Source organism: Sediminivirga luteola, assembly GCF_014639315.1.
GTDB classification, from domain to species: Bacteria; Actinomycetota; Actinomycetes; order Actinomycetales; family Brevibacteriaceae; genus Sediminivirga; species Sediminivirga luteola.
This window is the reverse complement of the sequence record NZ_BMFY01000005.1, coordinates 191,900-207,797: the sequence shown is the minus strand read 5'-3', so window position 1 is coordinate 207,797 and position 15,898 is coordinate 191,900. Positions and strand designations below refer to the sequence as shown.

The 15,898-nt window shown below is 68.6% G+C and carries 10 protein-coding genes; 3 read left to right on the top strand and 7 right to left on the bottom strand.

The features are described from left to right. Positions 1–134 precede the first annotated feature (134 nt). Genes IEW13_RS07490 through IEW13_RS07480 form a run of 3 tightly spaced genes read left to right on the top strand, consistent with a single transcriptional unit; the run spans position 135 to position 3,324 of the window. Positions 135–1,196 (top strand): Bug family tripartite tricarboxylate transporter substrate binding protein, encoded by a 1,062-nt coding sequence (locus IEW13_RS07490; RefSeq protein ID WP_229744993.1) that lies wholly within the window; start codon positions 135–137, stop codon positions 1,194–1,196. Continuing rightward, on the top strand, positions 1,193–1,819 hold the full coding sequence (locus IEW13_RS07485) for a tripartite tricarboxylate transporter TctB family protein (RefSeq protein WP_188550387.1): 627 nt from the start codon (positions 1,193–1,195) through the stop codon (positions 1,817–1,819). The genes IEW13_RS07490 and IEW13_RS07485 overlap by 4 nt, the downstream gene beginning before the upstream one ends. Then, positions 1,819–3,324, top strand: coding sequence for a tripartite tricarboxylate transporter permease (locus IEW13_RS07480; protein ID WP_188550319.1), 1,506 nt, complete (start codon positions 1,819–1,821; stop codon positions 3,322–3,324). Before IEW13_RS07485 ends, IEW13_RS07480 begins: the two co-directional genes overlap by 1 nt. Before the next feature lie 121 nt (positions 3,325–3,445). On the opposite strand, the gene IEW13_RS07475 is transcribed toward IEW13_RS07480, so the two are convergent. From IEW13_RS07475 to IEW13_RS07445, 7 genes are all read right to left on the bottom strand, one after another. Continuing rightward, positions 3,446–5,671: a S9 family peptidase gene (locus IEW13_RS07475; protein ID WP_188550318.1), complete on the bottom strand. Its 2,226-nt coding sequence runs from the start codon at positions 5,669–5,671 to the stop codon at positions 3,446–3,448. Positions 5,672–5,735: 64 nt separating this feature from the next. Continuing rightward, complete coding sequence (gene galE, locus IEW13_RS07470) at positions 5,736–6,695, bottom strand: UDP-glucose 4-epimerase GalE (protein WP_188550317.1); 960 nt, start codon at positions 6,693–6,695, stop codon at positions 5,736–5,738. Positions 6,696–6,908: 213 nt separating this feature from the next. Beyond that, positions 6,909–8,000, bottom strand: coding sequence for an HTTM domain-containing protein (locus IEW13_RS07465; RefSeq protein WP_188550316.1), 1,092 nt, complete (start codon positions 7,998–8,000; stop codon positions 6,909–6,911). Further along, positions 7,997–8,842 (bottom strand): DUF5819 family protein, encoded by an 846-nt coding sequence (locus IEW13_RS07460; RefSeq protein WP_229744992.1) that lies wholly within the window; start codon positions 8,840–8,842, stop codon positions 7,997–7,999. Before IEW13_RS07460 ends, IEW13_RS07465 begins: the two co-directional genes overlap by 4 nt. A gap of 102 nt (positions 8,843–8,944) precedes the next feature. Then, complete coding sequence (locus IEW13_RS07455; RefSeq protein WP_188550315.1) at positions 8,945–12,655, bottom strand: choice-of-anchor G family protein; 3,711 nt, start codon at positions 12,653–12,655, stop codon at positions 8,945–8,947. A gap of 844 nt (positions 12,656–13,499) precedes the next feature. After that, entirely contained in the window at positions 13,500–14,447 is a 948-nt protein-coding gene (locus IEW13_RS07450; protein ID WP_188550314.1) for a DUF368 domain-containing protein, read from the bottom strand. Between the two features lie 11 nt (positions 14,448–14,458). Further along, on the bottom strand, positions 14,459–15,745 hold the full coding sequence (locus IEW13_RS07445; protein WP_188550313.1) for an adenylosuccinate synthase: 1,287 nt from the start codon (positions 15,743–15,745) through the stop codon (positions 14,459–14,461). Positions 15,746–15,898: the final 153 nt, after the last annotated feature.

The following is a 15,898-nucleotide window of genomic DNA, read 5'->3' as shown; positions in this document are numbered from 1 at the left end:
CATGTGCGCGCCGGGCGCGCCCACGGCCTGCCCAAGCCGCCGGGCAGGAACGCGCCTCATCGTCCGTCCGGCGCCTTATGATGTGATTCACACCCTGGCACGACGATGTGACAACCGGAAGTGAGAGTACATCGATGTCCCCTCAGCATGACCAGCCTCCTCCTGGCGGTGCAGCCCCGGCCGAACCGGCCGCGCCACCCGGGAACCGCCGCCCCGGCCGGCGGATCGGCATGGCCGTCTACGCGGTGGTCGCGGCGGTCTCGATCACGGCCGCCACCGTGTTCTCCTTCCAGTCCGCCAGCGCAGGGAACGACCTGCGCGCCGCGCTGACCGTGATCGCCCCCGCGGGCGTGGGCGGCGGCTGGGACTCCTTCGCCCGCGAACAGCAGCAGGCCATGCGCGGCGCCGGCATCGTGAACAACGTCCAGGTGGTCAACATCCCCGGCGCGGGCGGCACCATCGGCCTGAGCACCTTCAGCACTATGCACGGCCAGGCCAACACCATCATGGCCACCGGCGCGGTCATGCTCGGCGGCATCGCGCTCAACGACTCCCCCGTGGACTTGAGCGACACCCGGCCCATCGCCCGCATCGCCGAGGACTACAACGCCCTCGTCGTTTCCGCGGACGCCCCTTATGACTCGATGGAGGACCTCATCGCCGCCTGGAGCGAGGATCCCGACGGCATCGTGTGGACCGGCGGCTCGGCCGGTTCGATCGACCATCTCATCATCGCGCAGCTGGCCCTGGACCAGGACCTTCCGGCCAGTGAGATCACGTTCATCCCGAAGTCCGGCGGCGGCGAGGCCATCCAGACCCTGCTGGCCGGCACGACCGATGTCGCCGTGACCGGATACAACGAGGTCGAGGATCAGATCGCCGCCGGGCGGGTCAAGGCCCTGGCCGTCTCCTCGCCCGAACGCCTCGAGGGCGTGGACATCCCCACGCTGAGCGAGCTGGGCTATGCCGTCGATCTGGTGAACTGGCGAGGGCTGCTGGCGCCGCCGGGCATCACCGACGAGGAGTTCGCGGAACTGGAGGCCATCGTCGCCGAGACGCGCGAGTCCGCCGAATGGCAGGAGTCCCTGCAGCGCAACCGCTGGGAGGACTCATTCCTCACGGGGCCGGAACTGCTGGAGTTCATCGACGAGGACCAGGCACGCACGACCGCGCTGATCGAGGAGCTGGGACTGTGAATCCGAACAGCACGCATGCCCCGGCCCGGACCGCCGGCGGCGAAGGACACGACGGGCACCCGGGCGCGCGGGGCGCGGCCGGCTCCTGGTGGCATGGACGCTCGGGACTCGTCGTCCCGCTCATCCTGGCCGGCTTCTCCACCTATCTGCTGGTGGGCATCCTGACCATGCGGGTGCCCGAAGGCACCGATCCGCCGGGCCCGGCGTTCTTCCCCGCGCTCATCGCGATCGCCGGATACGTGATCTCCGTGCTCCTGGCGGTCTCCTATCTGCGCAGCCCCGAGCCGGCGCACCCGGCGACCTACGCCGAGCACGAGGACGTCTCGGATGAGGAGCGCCGTGCGGCCGAGGAGGCCGCCCGGGTGCCCTACCGGACGTTCTCCGACTGGCGTTGCGTGGCGTGGGCCGCCGGGGGCTTCTTCGCCTTCGCGGCGCTGCTGACCGTGCTCGGCTGGATCCTCGCGGCGGCGCTCCTGTTCTGGTGCGTGGCACGGGGGATGGGCTCGACCCGGCCCCTGATGGATCTCACCGTGGCGCTCACGGTCAGCAGCATCGTCTACCTGGCCTTCGCCGTGGCGCTCGGCCTGAATCTGCCCTCCGGCATCCTGGGGGGCGGTTTCTGATGGAAGCGCTCGGTCTGCTCTTCGAGGGCTTCGCTCATGCCTTCACCCCGCTGAACCTGCTGTTCGTCATGATCGGCTGCCTGCTGGGCACCGCGGTGGGCGTGCTGCCGGGCCTGGGTTCGTCGATGGCGGTGGCACTGCTGCTGCCGATGACATTCGCGCTGGACCCGACGGCGGCGTTCATCATGTTCGCGGGCGTGTACTTCGGCGGCCTGTTCGGCGACTCCACGATGGCCATCCTGATGAACACGCCCGGTCAGGCCTCCGCCATCGCCTCCACCTTCGAGGGGCACAAGATGGCCCGGGCCGGCCGCGCACCCCAAGCGCTCGCGACCGCGGCGATCGGCGCGTTCATCGGCGGCATGGTCTCCTGCATCCTGGTGGTGTTCCTGGCGCCGGCGCTGGCGGACTTCTCCGCCAACTTCGGCCCGGCCGAGTTCTTCGCCCTGGCCCTGTTCGCCTTCGTCGCGACCTCCTCCGTGGTCGCCGACTCGGTGCTCAAGGGCCTGGCCTCGCTCGTGCTGGGACTGGGCATCGCCACCGTCGGCATCGACTCGGTCTCCGGCACCGAGAGGTTCAGCTTCGGCGTGCCGCAGCTGTTCGACGGCATCTCGCTCGTGACGGTCACGGTGGCGGTGCTCGCGCTGGGCGAGGTGTTCCACATCGCCTCACGCATCCGCCGGGATCCGGCGGCGCGGGCGATGCGTCCCGCCGGCCGGCCATTCCTGAGCCGGGCGGAGTTCCGCGAAGCGCTGCCGGCGTGGTTGCGCGGCACCGGGATCGGCCTGCCCTTCGGTGTCGTGCCGGTCGGCGGCGCCGATGTGCCGACGTTCATCGCCTACGGCACGGAGCGCTCCCTGGACCGACGGCGGAAGGACCCGCAGTTCGGCAAGGGCGCCATCCGCGGTCTGGCAGCGCCCGAAGCCGCCGGCAACGCCACCACGGGCACCGCGATGGGCGCGCTGCTGGCCCTGGGCCTGCCGGTCTCGGCGACGGCTGCGATCATGCTCGCCGCCTTCCAGCAGTACGGCCTGCAGCCGGGACCGCTGCTGTTCGAGCGCGCCCCGGAACTGGTCTGGGGCCTGCTGGCGAGCTTCTTCCTGGCGATGATCGTGCTGCTCATCCTGAACCTGCCGTTCGCGCCGCTGTGGGCCAAGCTGCTGCTCATCCCCCGCCCGTACCTGTACGGCGGCATCGCGGTGTTCTGCGGGCTCGGCGTCTACGCCACGTCCTCGTCCACCTTCGATCTGTTCATGCTGCTGACGATCGGTCTGCTCGGTTTCGTGATGCGCCGCTACAAGGTGCCGCTGGCACCGCTGCTGATCGGCATGGTGCTCGGCCCGCTGGCGGAGACCAGCCTGCGGGACGCGCTGCTGAGTTCGGGCGGGGACTACGGCGTGTTCGTCGCGGGACCGATCCCGGTGGTCATCTACGTCCTGCTGGCGATCGCCCTGGCGATCTCCATCGCCGGACGCATCCGTGCGCGGGCACGCCAGGACGTCTGAAGCGGACAGACACCACGGCCGAGGGGCGCCACCGGATTCCGGGGGCGCCCCTCGCTATCCGGTGCTGATCAGATACGGTGCCGGTCCAGGCGGCACCGCGGCGGGGATGTGCCCCGGCAGGCTAGGCGGCGCCTGCGGTGCGGAGCAGCCAGGCGAACTCGAGCGCGGTCTCCCGCCAGCCCTGGTAGCGGCCGGAGACACCGCCGTGCCCGGCGCTCATCTCGACCTTGAGGATCGCATCGGCGCCGGCCTCGCGCAGCCGCGCCACCCATTTGGCCGGCTCCACGTACAGCACGCGGGTGTCGTGCAGGGAGGTCAGCGCCAGGATCGCCGGGTACTCGTGTCCCGGTGCCACCTGGCCGATGTTCTCGTACGGCGTGTACTCCCGCATATAGGCGTACACGTGCGGGTCGTGCAGCGGATCGCCCCATTCGTCCCATTCCGTGACCGTGAGCGGCAGGCTCGGGTCCAGGATCGTGGTGAGCGGATCGACGAACGGCACCTCCGCGCTGATACCGGCGAACAGCCCTGGCGCCATGTTCGCCACCGCGCCCATCAGCAGTCCGCCGGCCGAGCCGCCCTGAGCGACGAGCCGGTCCGGCGCGGTCCAGCCCTCGGCGATCAGATGCTCGGCTGCGGCGATGAAGTCCGTGAAGGTGTTCTTCTTCTCCAGCAGCCGGCCCTGCTCATACCAGGCACGGCCCATCTCTCCGCCGCCGCGGACGTGCGCGACGGCGTACACCATCCCGCGGTCCAGCAGGGAGAGCCGGGCCACGGAGAAGTACGGGTCCATGCTGGCCTCGTAGGAGCCGTAGCCGTACAGCAGGAGCGGTGCCGGCGCGGCAGGCTTCCGGGCGGATTCCCCCTGGGCTGTCCCGGCCAGAGCATCGGCGGCGTGGGCGGTACCGGCGTCATCCGCGCCCTCGGCGGCGATGGCGCCCACCGCCTGCGGGGACCAGACGAGGGAAACCGGTATCCGCGTGCCATCGGCAGCGACGGCCCAGAGCCGCCGCTGCTCGTAGCGGGAGGGATCGAAGTCACCGAGCACCTGCTGGCGCTTAAGCACGCGGCGCTCCCCGGTGGCGACGTCCAGGTCGAACACCACAGCGGGGGTTGCCATCGACACGTACAGCAGCCGGACTGCCGGCTGGTGGAACTCCGGGTTCGTGCCCAGGGCCAGGCTGCCGAGTTCCTCCTCGATCGCCACCGGTTCGAGTGCGCCGTAGAGCCCGGCCGCGCGCAACCGGATGAGGCCGGCTCGGGGAAGGCCGTCCTGGCGGTAGCTGAGCGCGAGATATCCCGCGAAAGCGTCGATGCCTTCGATGCGCATACCGGTCACGTCACCGAGCACGGGGCGCCAGCGGGACTCGTCCCGCGGATCCGCGGCGTCGACGTCCACCACATCGAAGTCGGCGCGGTCGCGGTTGTGCGTGATGAGGAAACGGTCCTCACCGTCCACGACGGCATGCTCGACGCCGTATTCCACTCCTTCTCGCTGCGGCCACACCTCGGTGAACGGCCCGCACGGGTCGGCCGCGTCGAGGACGTAGACAGTGCTGGTCACCTTGGAACCGGTGTAGATCAGCAGGTAGCGCTGGCTCCGGGTCACGTCCAGGCCGGTCCAGTACCGCTCGTCCGGCTGGTGGAAGACCACGATGTCCTCCTCGGGGGAGGTTCCCAGCCGGTGCCGCCAGATCTTGTCCGGCCGCCAGGCCTCGTCGACCGTGCTGTAGAACAGGTACTGCCCGCTGGGCTCCCAGCATGCACCGGCGAAGGTGTCCGGGATGACATCGGGAAGGTCCTGGCCCGTGGTCAGATCGCGGACCCGCAGTTCGTAGCGCTCATCGCCGGTCGTGTCGACGGCGTAGGCGAGGAGCCCGCCGTCCGGTGACACGTCGAAGGACCCCAGCTGGAAGAAGTCGTGCCCTTCTGCCTCGGCGTTGAGGTCCAGCATCACCTGCTCGCCGGGAAGTGACTCGCTCTGACGGATGCTCGGTGGAACCCACGCGCCGGTGCCCGAGGCGTCTGCGGGCACGCGGCAGCTGAGCGGGTAGTCCTTGCCCTCCTCGGTGCGGGAGAAGTACCACCAGTCGCCCTGCCGGACCGGCACGGACATATCGGTTTCCTGCGTGCGCTCCTTGATCTCGGTGAAGATCGCCTGCCGCAGCTCCTCCTGATCGGCCAGCCTCGCGGTGGCGTAGGCGTTCTCGGCCTCCAGGTGCGCGCGGACCTCGGGGGCGTCCTTCTGCCGGAGCCACTCGTAGTCGTCTATGAACTCGTGTCCATGGTGGCGCCGGACGACCGGCTTCTTCGCGGCACGCGGCGGCTGGGTCTCATGGGGAGGCATGTCCCCAGACTAAGGGATGCGCAGGTGCCGCCGGAGAAGGGTGCCCGGGGCGGAAGCGGACGTCTCAGGAAGACTCTGCCGAACGCATGAACGCCCAGGCGTCGGCGACGATCTGCTCCAGGCTCAGTTCCGGCTCCCAGCCCAGCAGTTCGCGGGCGCGCTGGTTGGAGGCGACCAGGGAGGTCGGGTCGCCAGGACGCCGCGGATGCTCCTCGGCCGGGATGGGCTGCCCCGTGACGGCCCGGCAGGTGTCGAGCACCTGCCGGACGGTGTAGCCGTTCCCGGTGCCGAGGTTGACGATGCGGTGCGTGCCCGGCACGGAGGTCTCCAGCGCGAGCAGGTGCGCCCGGCCGAGGTCGGTCACGTGCAGATAGTCGCGCAGGGCCGTCCCGTCCGGGGTGTCGTAGTCGGTGCCGAAGATCTTGGCGGATTCCTCCAGGCCCGCGGCCACGCGGAGCAGATTCGGGATCAGGTGGGTTTCCGGGGAGTGCCGCTCGCCGAACCGCCCGCGCGCGCCACCGACGTTGAAGTAGCGCAGCGAGGTCGCCGCGATCCCGTGGGCCCGGCTGTAGGAGCTGAGCATGGCGTCCACGGCGAGCTTCGACGAGCCGTAGGAGTTCACCGGCACCGCCGGCGTCTCCTCCGTGATCGGGGACACCTGGGGCTCGCCGTAGGTCGCGGCGGTGGAGGAGAACACCAGGCGCGGGATGCCGGCGGCACGCACCGCCTCCAGCAGGGCGAGCGTACCGGAGACGTTGTTCTCCCAGTAGAGTTCCGGGGCCCGGACCGACTCGGAGACCAGCGATTTGGCGGCGAAGTGCAGCACGCCGTCGAATCCGCTCTGGGCCAGCAGCTCACCGCACTCGTGGATGCGGGCCTGGACGAACTCGGCGCCCTCGGGGACCGCGTCCCGGTGCCCGGTGGACAGATCGTCGACGACGGTCACGCGATGGCCCTCGTCCAGCAGCTGCGAGGTCACCACGGACCCGATGTATCCGGCGCCGCCCGTGACAACAAGTTTCATCTTCCGTCCCCTACGATCTTCCGGTCTCCGGGGCACCGGCCGGCTACCGGTACCGTGCTGAGGCGAGCCGACGAAGTCTCCGGTGAACCGCGCTGCGTCAGGAGCGCCGGAACCGGCATCGGCGTGCCGGCCCCTAAGTGTACGCGAGCGGCCCGGGAGCGCTTCAGGACGGCGGCGACGCCGGCATCGGCGCCGGGCCGCTGCCGGCGGAGGTCAGGACGGGCGGGGCGGCCGGACGGCATCCCGGACCAGCCGGGCGCCGCGCGCCACCTTACGGTAGCTGCGGTCCCGGATGAAGATCGCGTCCACGGCGATCATGGTCAGCGAGAACCACGGCAGGCCCATCAGCAGGGCGATGCCCAGGTGGAAGGACAGGATGCCCAGCAGTGCGATGATCCTGGTGTACCGGTTGAACAGCATGAACGGGAACGCGATCTGGAACAGCAGCGAGCCCCACGTGACCACGACGACGCCTGGCCCCCAGGCGGTGAGGAGATCGGACAGCACCGGCCAGGTGCCGAACTGCGCGGTTTGCAGCGGGTTGTAGATGGCGTACCCGTGTTTCCACGGGTCGCCGCCGGCCTTGTAGAGGCCCCCGGACATGTAGATCGCGCACACCTGGAAAGCGAGGACCACGAGTGCGAGGTTGTGGGCGGTGACGGGGATCCAGTGCCCCTCGGCGGTGCGTTCCTGCCCCTGCCTGCGCGCCCGGCGGGCATCCAGGGACCACCTCAGCGACGAGTTCGTGAACAGCATCGCCAGCAGGAACATCCGGTAGGCGTTGTCCCCTTGGTCCCCGGCGGTGTCGTTGAGCTCGATGAAGCTCACCCACGCCACCAGGTAGACCGGCAGGACCCACCGCGTGCGCCAGCCCAGTATGACCAGCACGGCCAGGACGCCCAGGAGGATGTACAGCAGGGTGAACAGCCACGGGGTACCGGCAACCGCGTGGAACAGGGAGAACAGCCAGATCCGGGGAAAATCGCTGCGCGGTTCCGCCAGCTCCCCGTTCCAGGCCGAACCCGCGCCGAACGCGTAGTGGCGCGCCAGGAAGTTCGTCATCAGCAGGCCCAGCCCGGTGAAGCCGATGAGCATGCGGGTGACGGCGATGCCGTAGGTGGCTTTGTAGCTGCCGGTCAGCGTGTGCTCGAAGCGTTCGAAGCCCGCGCCGATCCGTCGGGCGAGCCTGCGTGCGCGCTCTCCCAGGAGCGCTGCCAGTTCAGAGGAACCCGGCTGGCCGCTGTCCTTCGTCGCCGCGGTATCAGCGGGGGCGGCTTTCTTCTGCGTGCTCAGTGTCTCGGTCATCGCTCGACGCACACCTCCACCGGCGAGTTGCAGAAGTAGTCGGCGAAGAGTTCCTGGGACTGGCCCTCTTCCACGACGAGCCCGCGCCACCCGGTCTCCACCGGCTGCACGGCCGGTCGTTCGGCATGGGGGTTGTTCCGCTGGCCGAACGGGACGACGTTCTGCCGGGCAGCCTGGTACTGCACCCGGATCACGTCCTCGCCCCACACCGCCAGCGCGACCTGCGTCGCGTATGCCGTGGCCCTGCGCTCCTCACGGAGATAGGCGTCGAGGGAGTTCTCCTCGTCCGGATACTCGCGCAATTTCTCTTCCAGGCGCTGCTCCCAGTCGTCGCCGTCGAAATAGTTCAATGCCACGATCACGCGATGGTCCTCGCTGATGCTGTCCCATTCGCTCTTGAGCGCGGACGCCTGCGAGACCGCGAGATTGGACGAGCGCGGCGGGAACAGCCGGTACCGGGAGTGGGACTGCTCCACATCCGAGGCGCGGACCCATTCGGTCACTTCCGGCTCCGTTCCGTCTCCTGGATCGAGCACGGCGCGCACGTCAAAGTAATAGTCCCCGTTGATCGGCTCGGGGGCGAAGACGCTCCACGACTGGCCGAACATCGGGATCATGTAACGTTCAAGCGCCTGTCCTGGGACGATAGTCCGCAGCTGGGACGCCGGCGCCACCCACAGGAACGTCGCGAACAGGTGCCAGGCGGTGATGAGCGCCGCCGCGTAGATGGCGACACGTTTGACCGTGCGCCAGACGGGCCGAGCCGAGCCGCCGTCACCGGTGGTCGCGTCCGTGGCCTCGGGGTCTTTCGCGGAGGTTCGCTCGGTGGTGTTCTTGCTCATCGTCGCCGTCCTCATAGTGGGGAAGGAACGGGAGGAGGTCCGGACGCCCCTGCAGGGCGCCCGGACCTCGTCCGCTGTATCCGGCTCTAGGGCAGTTTCACCCTAGACCGATTCGTCCATCCGGTTCCGCTTGCGCACCGTCAGGAGCGCGGCAGTACCGGCCGCAAGGAGCAGCGCTCCCAGCCCGCCGAGCGTCCAGAGACCCTCGGATCCGGTACGCGGCAGCGGTTTGCCGTCACCGGGACCGCCGGCAGCGGAAGCGCTGCCGTTGGCCTGCGAACCGGCTCCCGCATCGGCGGCTGCGCCGGCATCCGAGCCTGCGTCGGCATCCGATGCGGCCACGACCGTGACGAAGGTGGTGTCGCTGTTCCCTTCCTCGTCGGTGCCGTCGACCACGTAGACGCCTGGCACGGCATCCTCCGGGATGTCGAGGAGGGTCTGGAACGCGCCCTCCTCGTCCGTCTCGACGAAGACCTCCACGAACGAGTCGACGGAGAACGACGCCGGGATGGACTCGGCATCCGGTGCGATCGGCTCATCGCCGAGCGTCACCCGCACCGTGGACTCCGGCGCGAAGTTCGCGCCGTAGACCGTCACGGTTGCGCCGGCCTCAACCGTCTCCGGCTCCACCGTGATGGAAGCCTCGGTCCCCGGTTCGCCATCGGCGTCGGCGCTGGCGGACGCGTCTGCCGTGGCGTCGTCATCCGCCGTGGCGGTGGCGTCAGCCGTCGCAGTCGCATCGTCGTCAGCGGTCGCGGTGGCATCGGCGGTGCTGTCGTCATCAGCGGTCGCGGTGGCATCCACATCAGCCGTCGCGGTCGCATCGTCGTCAGCCGTCGCCGTGGCATCCACATCAGCCGTCGCCGTGGCATCGGGATCGGCTGCCGCATCAGCATCCGCAGCGGCGGAGGCCGAGGCGTCCGAAGACGCATCAGCGATCGCAGCCGCTTGGGCCGCAGCCGAGGAGTCACCCTGGGCAGCCGCGCTGGTGTCGGCGTTCTCATCCGAGTCCGCCTGCGAGTTCGCCGCCGCCTGAGCGGCAGCCGCAGCCGAGGCGTTCACATCAGCGCTGACATCTGCCGATGCATCCGAGGATGCATCCTCGTTTGCAGCCGACTCAGCAGCGGCCGAGGCCGTCACGTCCGCGGCAGCCGAGGCTGTCGTGTCCGCATCCGCTGTGGCGGCGGCCTCCGCAGCAGCCTGAGCCGCGGGATCGCCATCAGCCGTAGCGCTCGCCGATGCCGCAGCCGACGCCGAGGCGTTCACATTGCTGTCAGCGTCCGCCGTAGCGTCGTCGTCAGCCGTAGCGGTGGCGTCATCGTCAACGGTCGCAGTCGCGTCCACATCAGCCGTCGCAGTCGCGTCGTCATCAGCCGTAGCGGTGGCGTCGTCATCAGCCGTCGCTGTAGCGTCCACATCAGCCGTCGCAGTCGCATCGTCATCAGCCGTCGCAGTCGCGTCCACATCAGCCGTCGCAGTCGCATCGTCATCAGCCGTCGCAGTCGCGTCCACATCAGCCGTGGCCGTGGCATCCGCGGTGCTGTCATCGTCAGCCGTCGCGGTGGCATCGGGATCAGCCGCCGCATCGGCGTCCGCGGCCGCGGCTGCCGAAGCGTCCGCGGAGGAGTCAGCCGTGGCAGCGGCCTGAGCGGCAGCGGCGGCGTTGGCTTCCGCGGCAGCGGAGGCATCGGCGTTCTCATCGGAATCCGCCTGCGAGTTCGCCGCCGCCTGAGCAGCAGCAGCAGCGGCCGATGCGTTCGCCTCAGAGCTGACATCCGCCGAGGCATCCGAGGATGCGTCTTCATCAGCGGCGGTCTCCGCAGCGGCGGCAGCGGTGGCATCGGCAGCGGCGGAGGCAGTCGTGGTGGCATCTGCCAGAGCAGCAGCCTCAGCAGCGGCCTGAGCCGCCGGGTCGCCGTCCGCTGTGGCGCTCGCCGAGGCGGCTGCGGACGCCGAGGCGTTCACATCCCCCTCATCAGGCGCTTCCGTGACAGACAGCGGCGTCTCGGCGGAGTTGGCATCCTCGTCGGTGGCGACCACGGTGTACTCGCCCGCGGCGGTGCCCTCCCCGATCGGGAGATCCACCGTGAAACCGCCCTCAGCGTCGGTCGTCGCCGTGACCGGCTCACCCACCGGATCACCGGCGGCGTCGGTCAGCTGAACAGTCACCTCGGACTCCGGGGCGAAGTCCGCACCGGTGACCGTGGTGGACCCGCCGGCCTCGACCTCAGTGGGATCGACCGTGATGGACGGATCCAGCGCCGCCTCAGCGAGCGCGCGGACCGACGAGCTGGCCAGATCCAGAGTGAGCAGCGGCGAGCTGAGAGCCGGAAGGAGCGTGACCGACAGCGCCGACACCGTGAAGGCGTTCTCGTTGTTCTCCAGGTGAGTGTCCTCCGGCTGCTGGTTCAGCGTGATGCTCAGCAGCTGCGCCAGAACCGGCTCGAGGAGATCGGTCAGCGGCACGAGCACCGGATCGATGATGTTGCCGATGATGTCACCGAAGCCGGGGACGAGTTCTGTGACGATGGGACCGACGAGCTCCTGTACAGCCGGGACCACAGTGCTGTCCACGACGGCCTCGACCGCGCTCAGGACCGGAGTCAGGACCTGTCCGAGACCGCTCGCGCTGAGTTCGACAGTCGGGTCCTCATCAGTGGTACCTGCGAAGTCGCCAAGGGTTCCATTGATGGTGACGTTGATACCGCCGCTAAGGAACAGGGCGCTGGCTTCCAGGTCGATCTCGATGTTCAGGCCCACGTTGTTCACGAGCGCCTGCACCGCGTCCGAGGCCTTCGTGGTCAGAGAGCTGAGCGCCTCCTCCACGGCACCGGTGATGTTCTGGATCGTCTCGGTGGTGAGCACCTCGGTGTTCGCCGGCTGACCGTTGAGGCCGCCTTCGACCGCGTTATCCAGATCGACCGTGATGTTGCCGGTGGAAAGATCGATCGACACGATGCCATTGGCGTCGACCAGCGGCTCGTTCAACAGCTCGTTGCTGAGCTCATCCAGTGCCGCATCGAGACCGGTCAGCGAGACCGTTGTGCCCTCGAAGTCGGTACCCACGCTGCCGAGGGGCGTCGGGATCGAGAGTGACAGAGCGCTGGCCAGTCCCTCGATCAGTTCCGTGACGGTGCCGCCCTCGCCCGCCAGATCGTTGAGCTGGCTGCCCAGTTCGGTCACCGCACCATCCACGCCCGTGGAGATCTCTCCGACCGCCGGCGAGTTCAGCACCAGGCGGGCGTCGGCGAGCGCGTACTCGCTCTCGACGTCCTCGCCGGAGATCTCCGCCTGAGACGCGAAGGCACCGAGTTCAAGGCTGGCCTGATCCAGGATCTCGTCCGTCAGGCCGTCAATACCGAGCTGAGCGAGCAGATCGGTGAGGTTGACGCTCGCCGGGCTGATGGAATCGTCACCGGGGGTGACGCTGATCCCGCCATCGTCGGAGATCACACCCGCGCTCGCCGTCGATTCGGTCTCCGACGGGGACGAGGCATAGCTGCCGAGCAGGCCCAGCTCGCCGAGTTCGATCAAACCTCCGGCTCCCGGCTCGCTGAAGAGGGGAATTTCCAGACCCGGAGCGTTCACGCCGATCCCGAGGATGTCGGCATTGATCGGGTTGTGATGGGGACCCGGGCTACTCGGGTTCCCACTTGCCGTTGAGGCCAGACCTGCCAGGTCAAGACCAGCAACATCGAGGGCCAGCACCTCACCCAGCGCCTCGGAGTCATCGTCCGGCAGCGCGACTGCGGCATGCCCAGACGCAACTACGAGCGCCGCGGCGCCGAAGGCCGCGAGGGATCTCGTGGCCATGCGTCGGCCACGACGCAGTCTTCGTTCATCAGTCAACATGTCCCACCTAACTCGTGTCACACGGACACCTGAGGCAGCAGGGTTCCTTTCGCGCGCAGTCATGAAGAACCCATACTGCTCCCAGGCGCTTCCAAGGGAGCTCCCGATCCTGACATTAGGGGTACATATGGTGCCCAAGAAATGGAAGTAAGATCACGCTTCGATAACGAAAGATATTTACCTGGAAATGGATTATCTGTAATCCATTTCATATTACGTGATGATGATGCCTGAACCATACGGAATCGGTACCTCACACCTGATGAGAATACGATTCACGCGCACTAGGTGACTGGATCCGCACATTCGCCTCTCGCGCCGGAGGGCGCCCTCACGGACACCCCGAAGGACCACCCACCCCTCTGAGCGTCACACGGTGGGAGCTAGCCAGTGCCCAGCCAGTAAACTCCACGCAGATGATTTACAAAACAAGCTTTATCGTCAACACCGCGTTCTGCGCAGACCTGGCCGCGTTCCGCCGCTGCCCGTTTTCAGCCCGGGCACCATACGCCCATACCAGCGGGAGCTTCATGTCAACAGCGGGCACCGCGGAAAGCCCGCGATGCCGGTGCGCACTGCCCGGCTCCGCCGACGGGTGCCTCCCGCGCCGCTGCCAGCCCACGTGCCGAACGAGAACACGCGCCCGCGGCGGGAGTGTCACCCGCACGAGCCGTCAGGAACCCGGCACAGACAGCCCGGGCCGTGAGAGGGCATGGACCCCCCCGAGGCAGATCAGGAGAGGATCCAGCCTCGCCTCGGGCGCGAACTGCCGGCCTGGCGGACGGCCGATCAGGCGATGAGGCGGTCAGGAACGACGAGAACGGCTCAGGCGGTACTCCAGCACGATCGTGCCGACGACGATCGCGGCACCGGCGAGGAAGAACAGCAGCGCCACCGGCGCATCGGCGGCCGGTGCCTGCAGCGTCCGGTGCTCGTCCTGCCACGGCCACAGCGCCCGCAGTGCCCCGGCCATCACGCCGGTCGCCAGCACCATGACCATGTGGTGCCGGTGTTCCAGGAGCCACTCCAGGAGTCGCAGCATGGTCGCGCCTCCCGCGACGGCGCCGAGGATGAACCAGCCGATGAAGGCGAAGTCACGGTCGTTGAGCGCTTGCAGGGCCGGCTGGTACATGCCGATGGACAACAGCAGGAACGAGCCGGAGACACCGGGGATGAGCAGCGCGCACACGGCCACCGCGGCCGACACCGCGATCACCGGGGGCGAGGGTTCCAGCGACTGCGGCGGGAGCGAGACGGCGACGTAGGCGACCGCTGCGGCGGCGAGCGCATAGATCACGTCACGCACCCGCCACCGGCCAGCCAGGGTGAAGGGGATGTACAAGGTGACCAGCACCATCCCGAAGAAGGCCGCCCGGGTCAGGACCGGGTACTCCTCGATGGCGGTCTCCATCACACGGGCCAGCGTGAGCAACCCCAGCAGCATGCCCACCGCCAGCGGGATCAGCATGCCCCATTCGACCTGCTTCAGCCGCGCCCGCCCGTCCTTCCTGGTCCGCCCGGGCGCCGATCCTCCGAGCACGACCCGCACGATCCCGGAGACGAAGCTTCCGGCGGAACCGATGAGCCGCTCGTAGATGCCGACGACCAGCGCCGCGGTGCCGCCGCTGACGCCGGGCATCGACTCCACGCTGCCGATGACGAAACCTCGGCCGAGGTTCCCGGTCACCGAGAGCGGGGTGACCGGGGGCTTGCGGCTCGGATGGGGGGTCTGCTGGAGCGGTGGTGTGATCACGCCGTTCTCTTCTAGTCGATCAGTTCGTGCCGGACGATGGACTGCTCCCGGTCCGGGCCCACGCCGATGACGGAGATCCGGGTGCCGGAGAGCTTCTCCAAGGCCAGCACATAGTTCTGCGCGTTGACTGGAAGCTCCTCGAACGTCCGCGCGGCGGAGATGTCCTCGGTCCAGCCGTCGAAGTACTCGTACACCGGCTTGGCGTGATGGAAGTCGGTCTGGGTCATGGGCATCTCGTCCTGCCGCACGCCGTCGACCTCGTAGGCCACGCACACCGGGATCCGCTCGATGCCGGTGAGCACGTCGAGCTTGGTCAGGACGTAGTCGGTGAAGCCGTTGACGCGGGAGGCGTAGCGCGCCACGACGGCGTCGTACCAGCCGCAGCGACGCGGCCGGCCGGTGTTCACGCCGAACTCGCCGCCGGTCTTCTGCAGGTACTCGCCCCATTCGTCGAACAGCTCGGTGGGGAACGGGCCGGCGCCGACCCGGGTGGTGTACGCCTTCACGATGCCGATCACCCGGTCGATCCGGGTGGGCCCGATACCCGAGCCGATGCAGGCACCGCCGGCGGTCGGGTTGGAGGAGGTCACGAAGGGATAGGTGCCGTGGTCGACGTCGAGCATCGTGGCCTGCCCGCCCTCCATCAGGACGAGCTCGCCGCGGTCCAGCGCCTGGTTGAGCATGGTGGCGGTGTCGACCACATAGGGGCGCATCCGCTCGGCGTAGGACAGCAGGTGCTCGACGGTCTCCTCCACGCCGATGTCGCGGCGGTTGTAGACCTTCACGAGCAGCTCGTTCTTCGACCGCAGCGAGCCTTCGACCTTCTGCCGGAGGATGGACTCGTCGAAGAGGTCCTGCACGCGGATGCCCAGGCGGCCGACCTTGTCGATGTAGGCCGGGCCGATGCCGCGGCCGGTGGTGCCGATGGCGCGTTTACCCAGGAACCGCTCCGAGACCTTGTCCACCACCTGATGGAAGGGCGCCACGATGTGGGCGTTGGCGGAGATGCGGAGCTTCTCGGTGCTGGCGCCACGCGCCTCGAGGCCGTCGATCTCACCGAAAAGGGCCTCCAGGTTGATGACCACGCCGTTGCCGATGACGGGTACCACGTTGGGGCTGAGGATGCCGGCAGGGAGCAGCTTGAGCTCGTACTTCTCGCCACCGACGACGACGGTGTGGCCGGCGTTGTTGCCGCCGTTGGGCTTGACCACGTAGTCGACGCGGCCGCCCAGGATATCCGTGGTCTTTCCCTTGCCCTCGTCGCCCCACTGAGCCCCGACCACGATGATTGCTGGCATAGCGCGCTGTACTCCTCACATCGGCACGCCCGTACGCCGCCACGTCCCGGTTCACCGGGGACGACGGCACGCACCGGCGGGCGCTGTCGATCAGTCCGCATGGGAAAGCCGCGCTTCGCATGGAACGAAACGCGGCCCCGTGCCACCCCATTC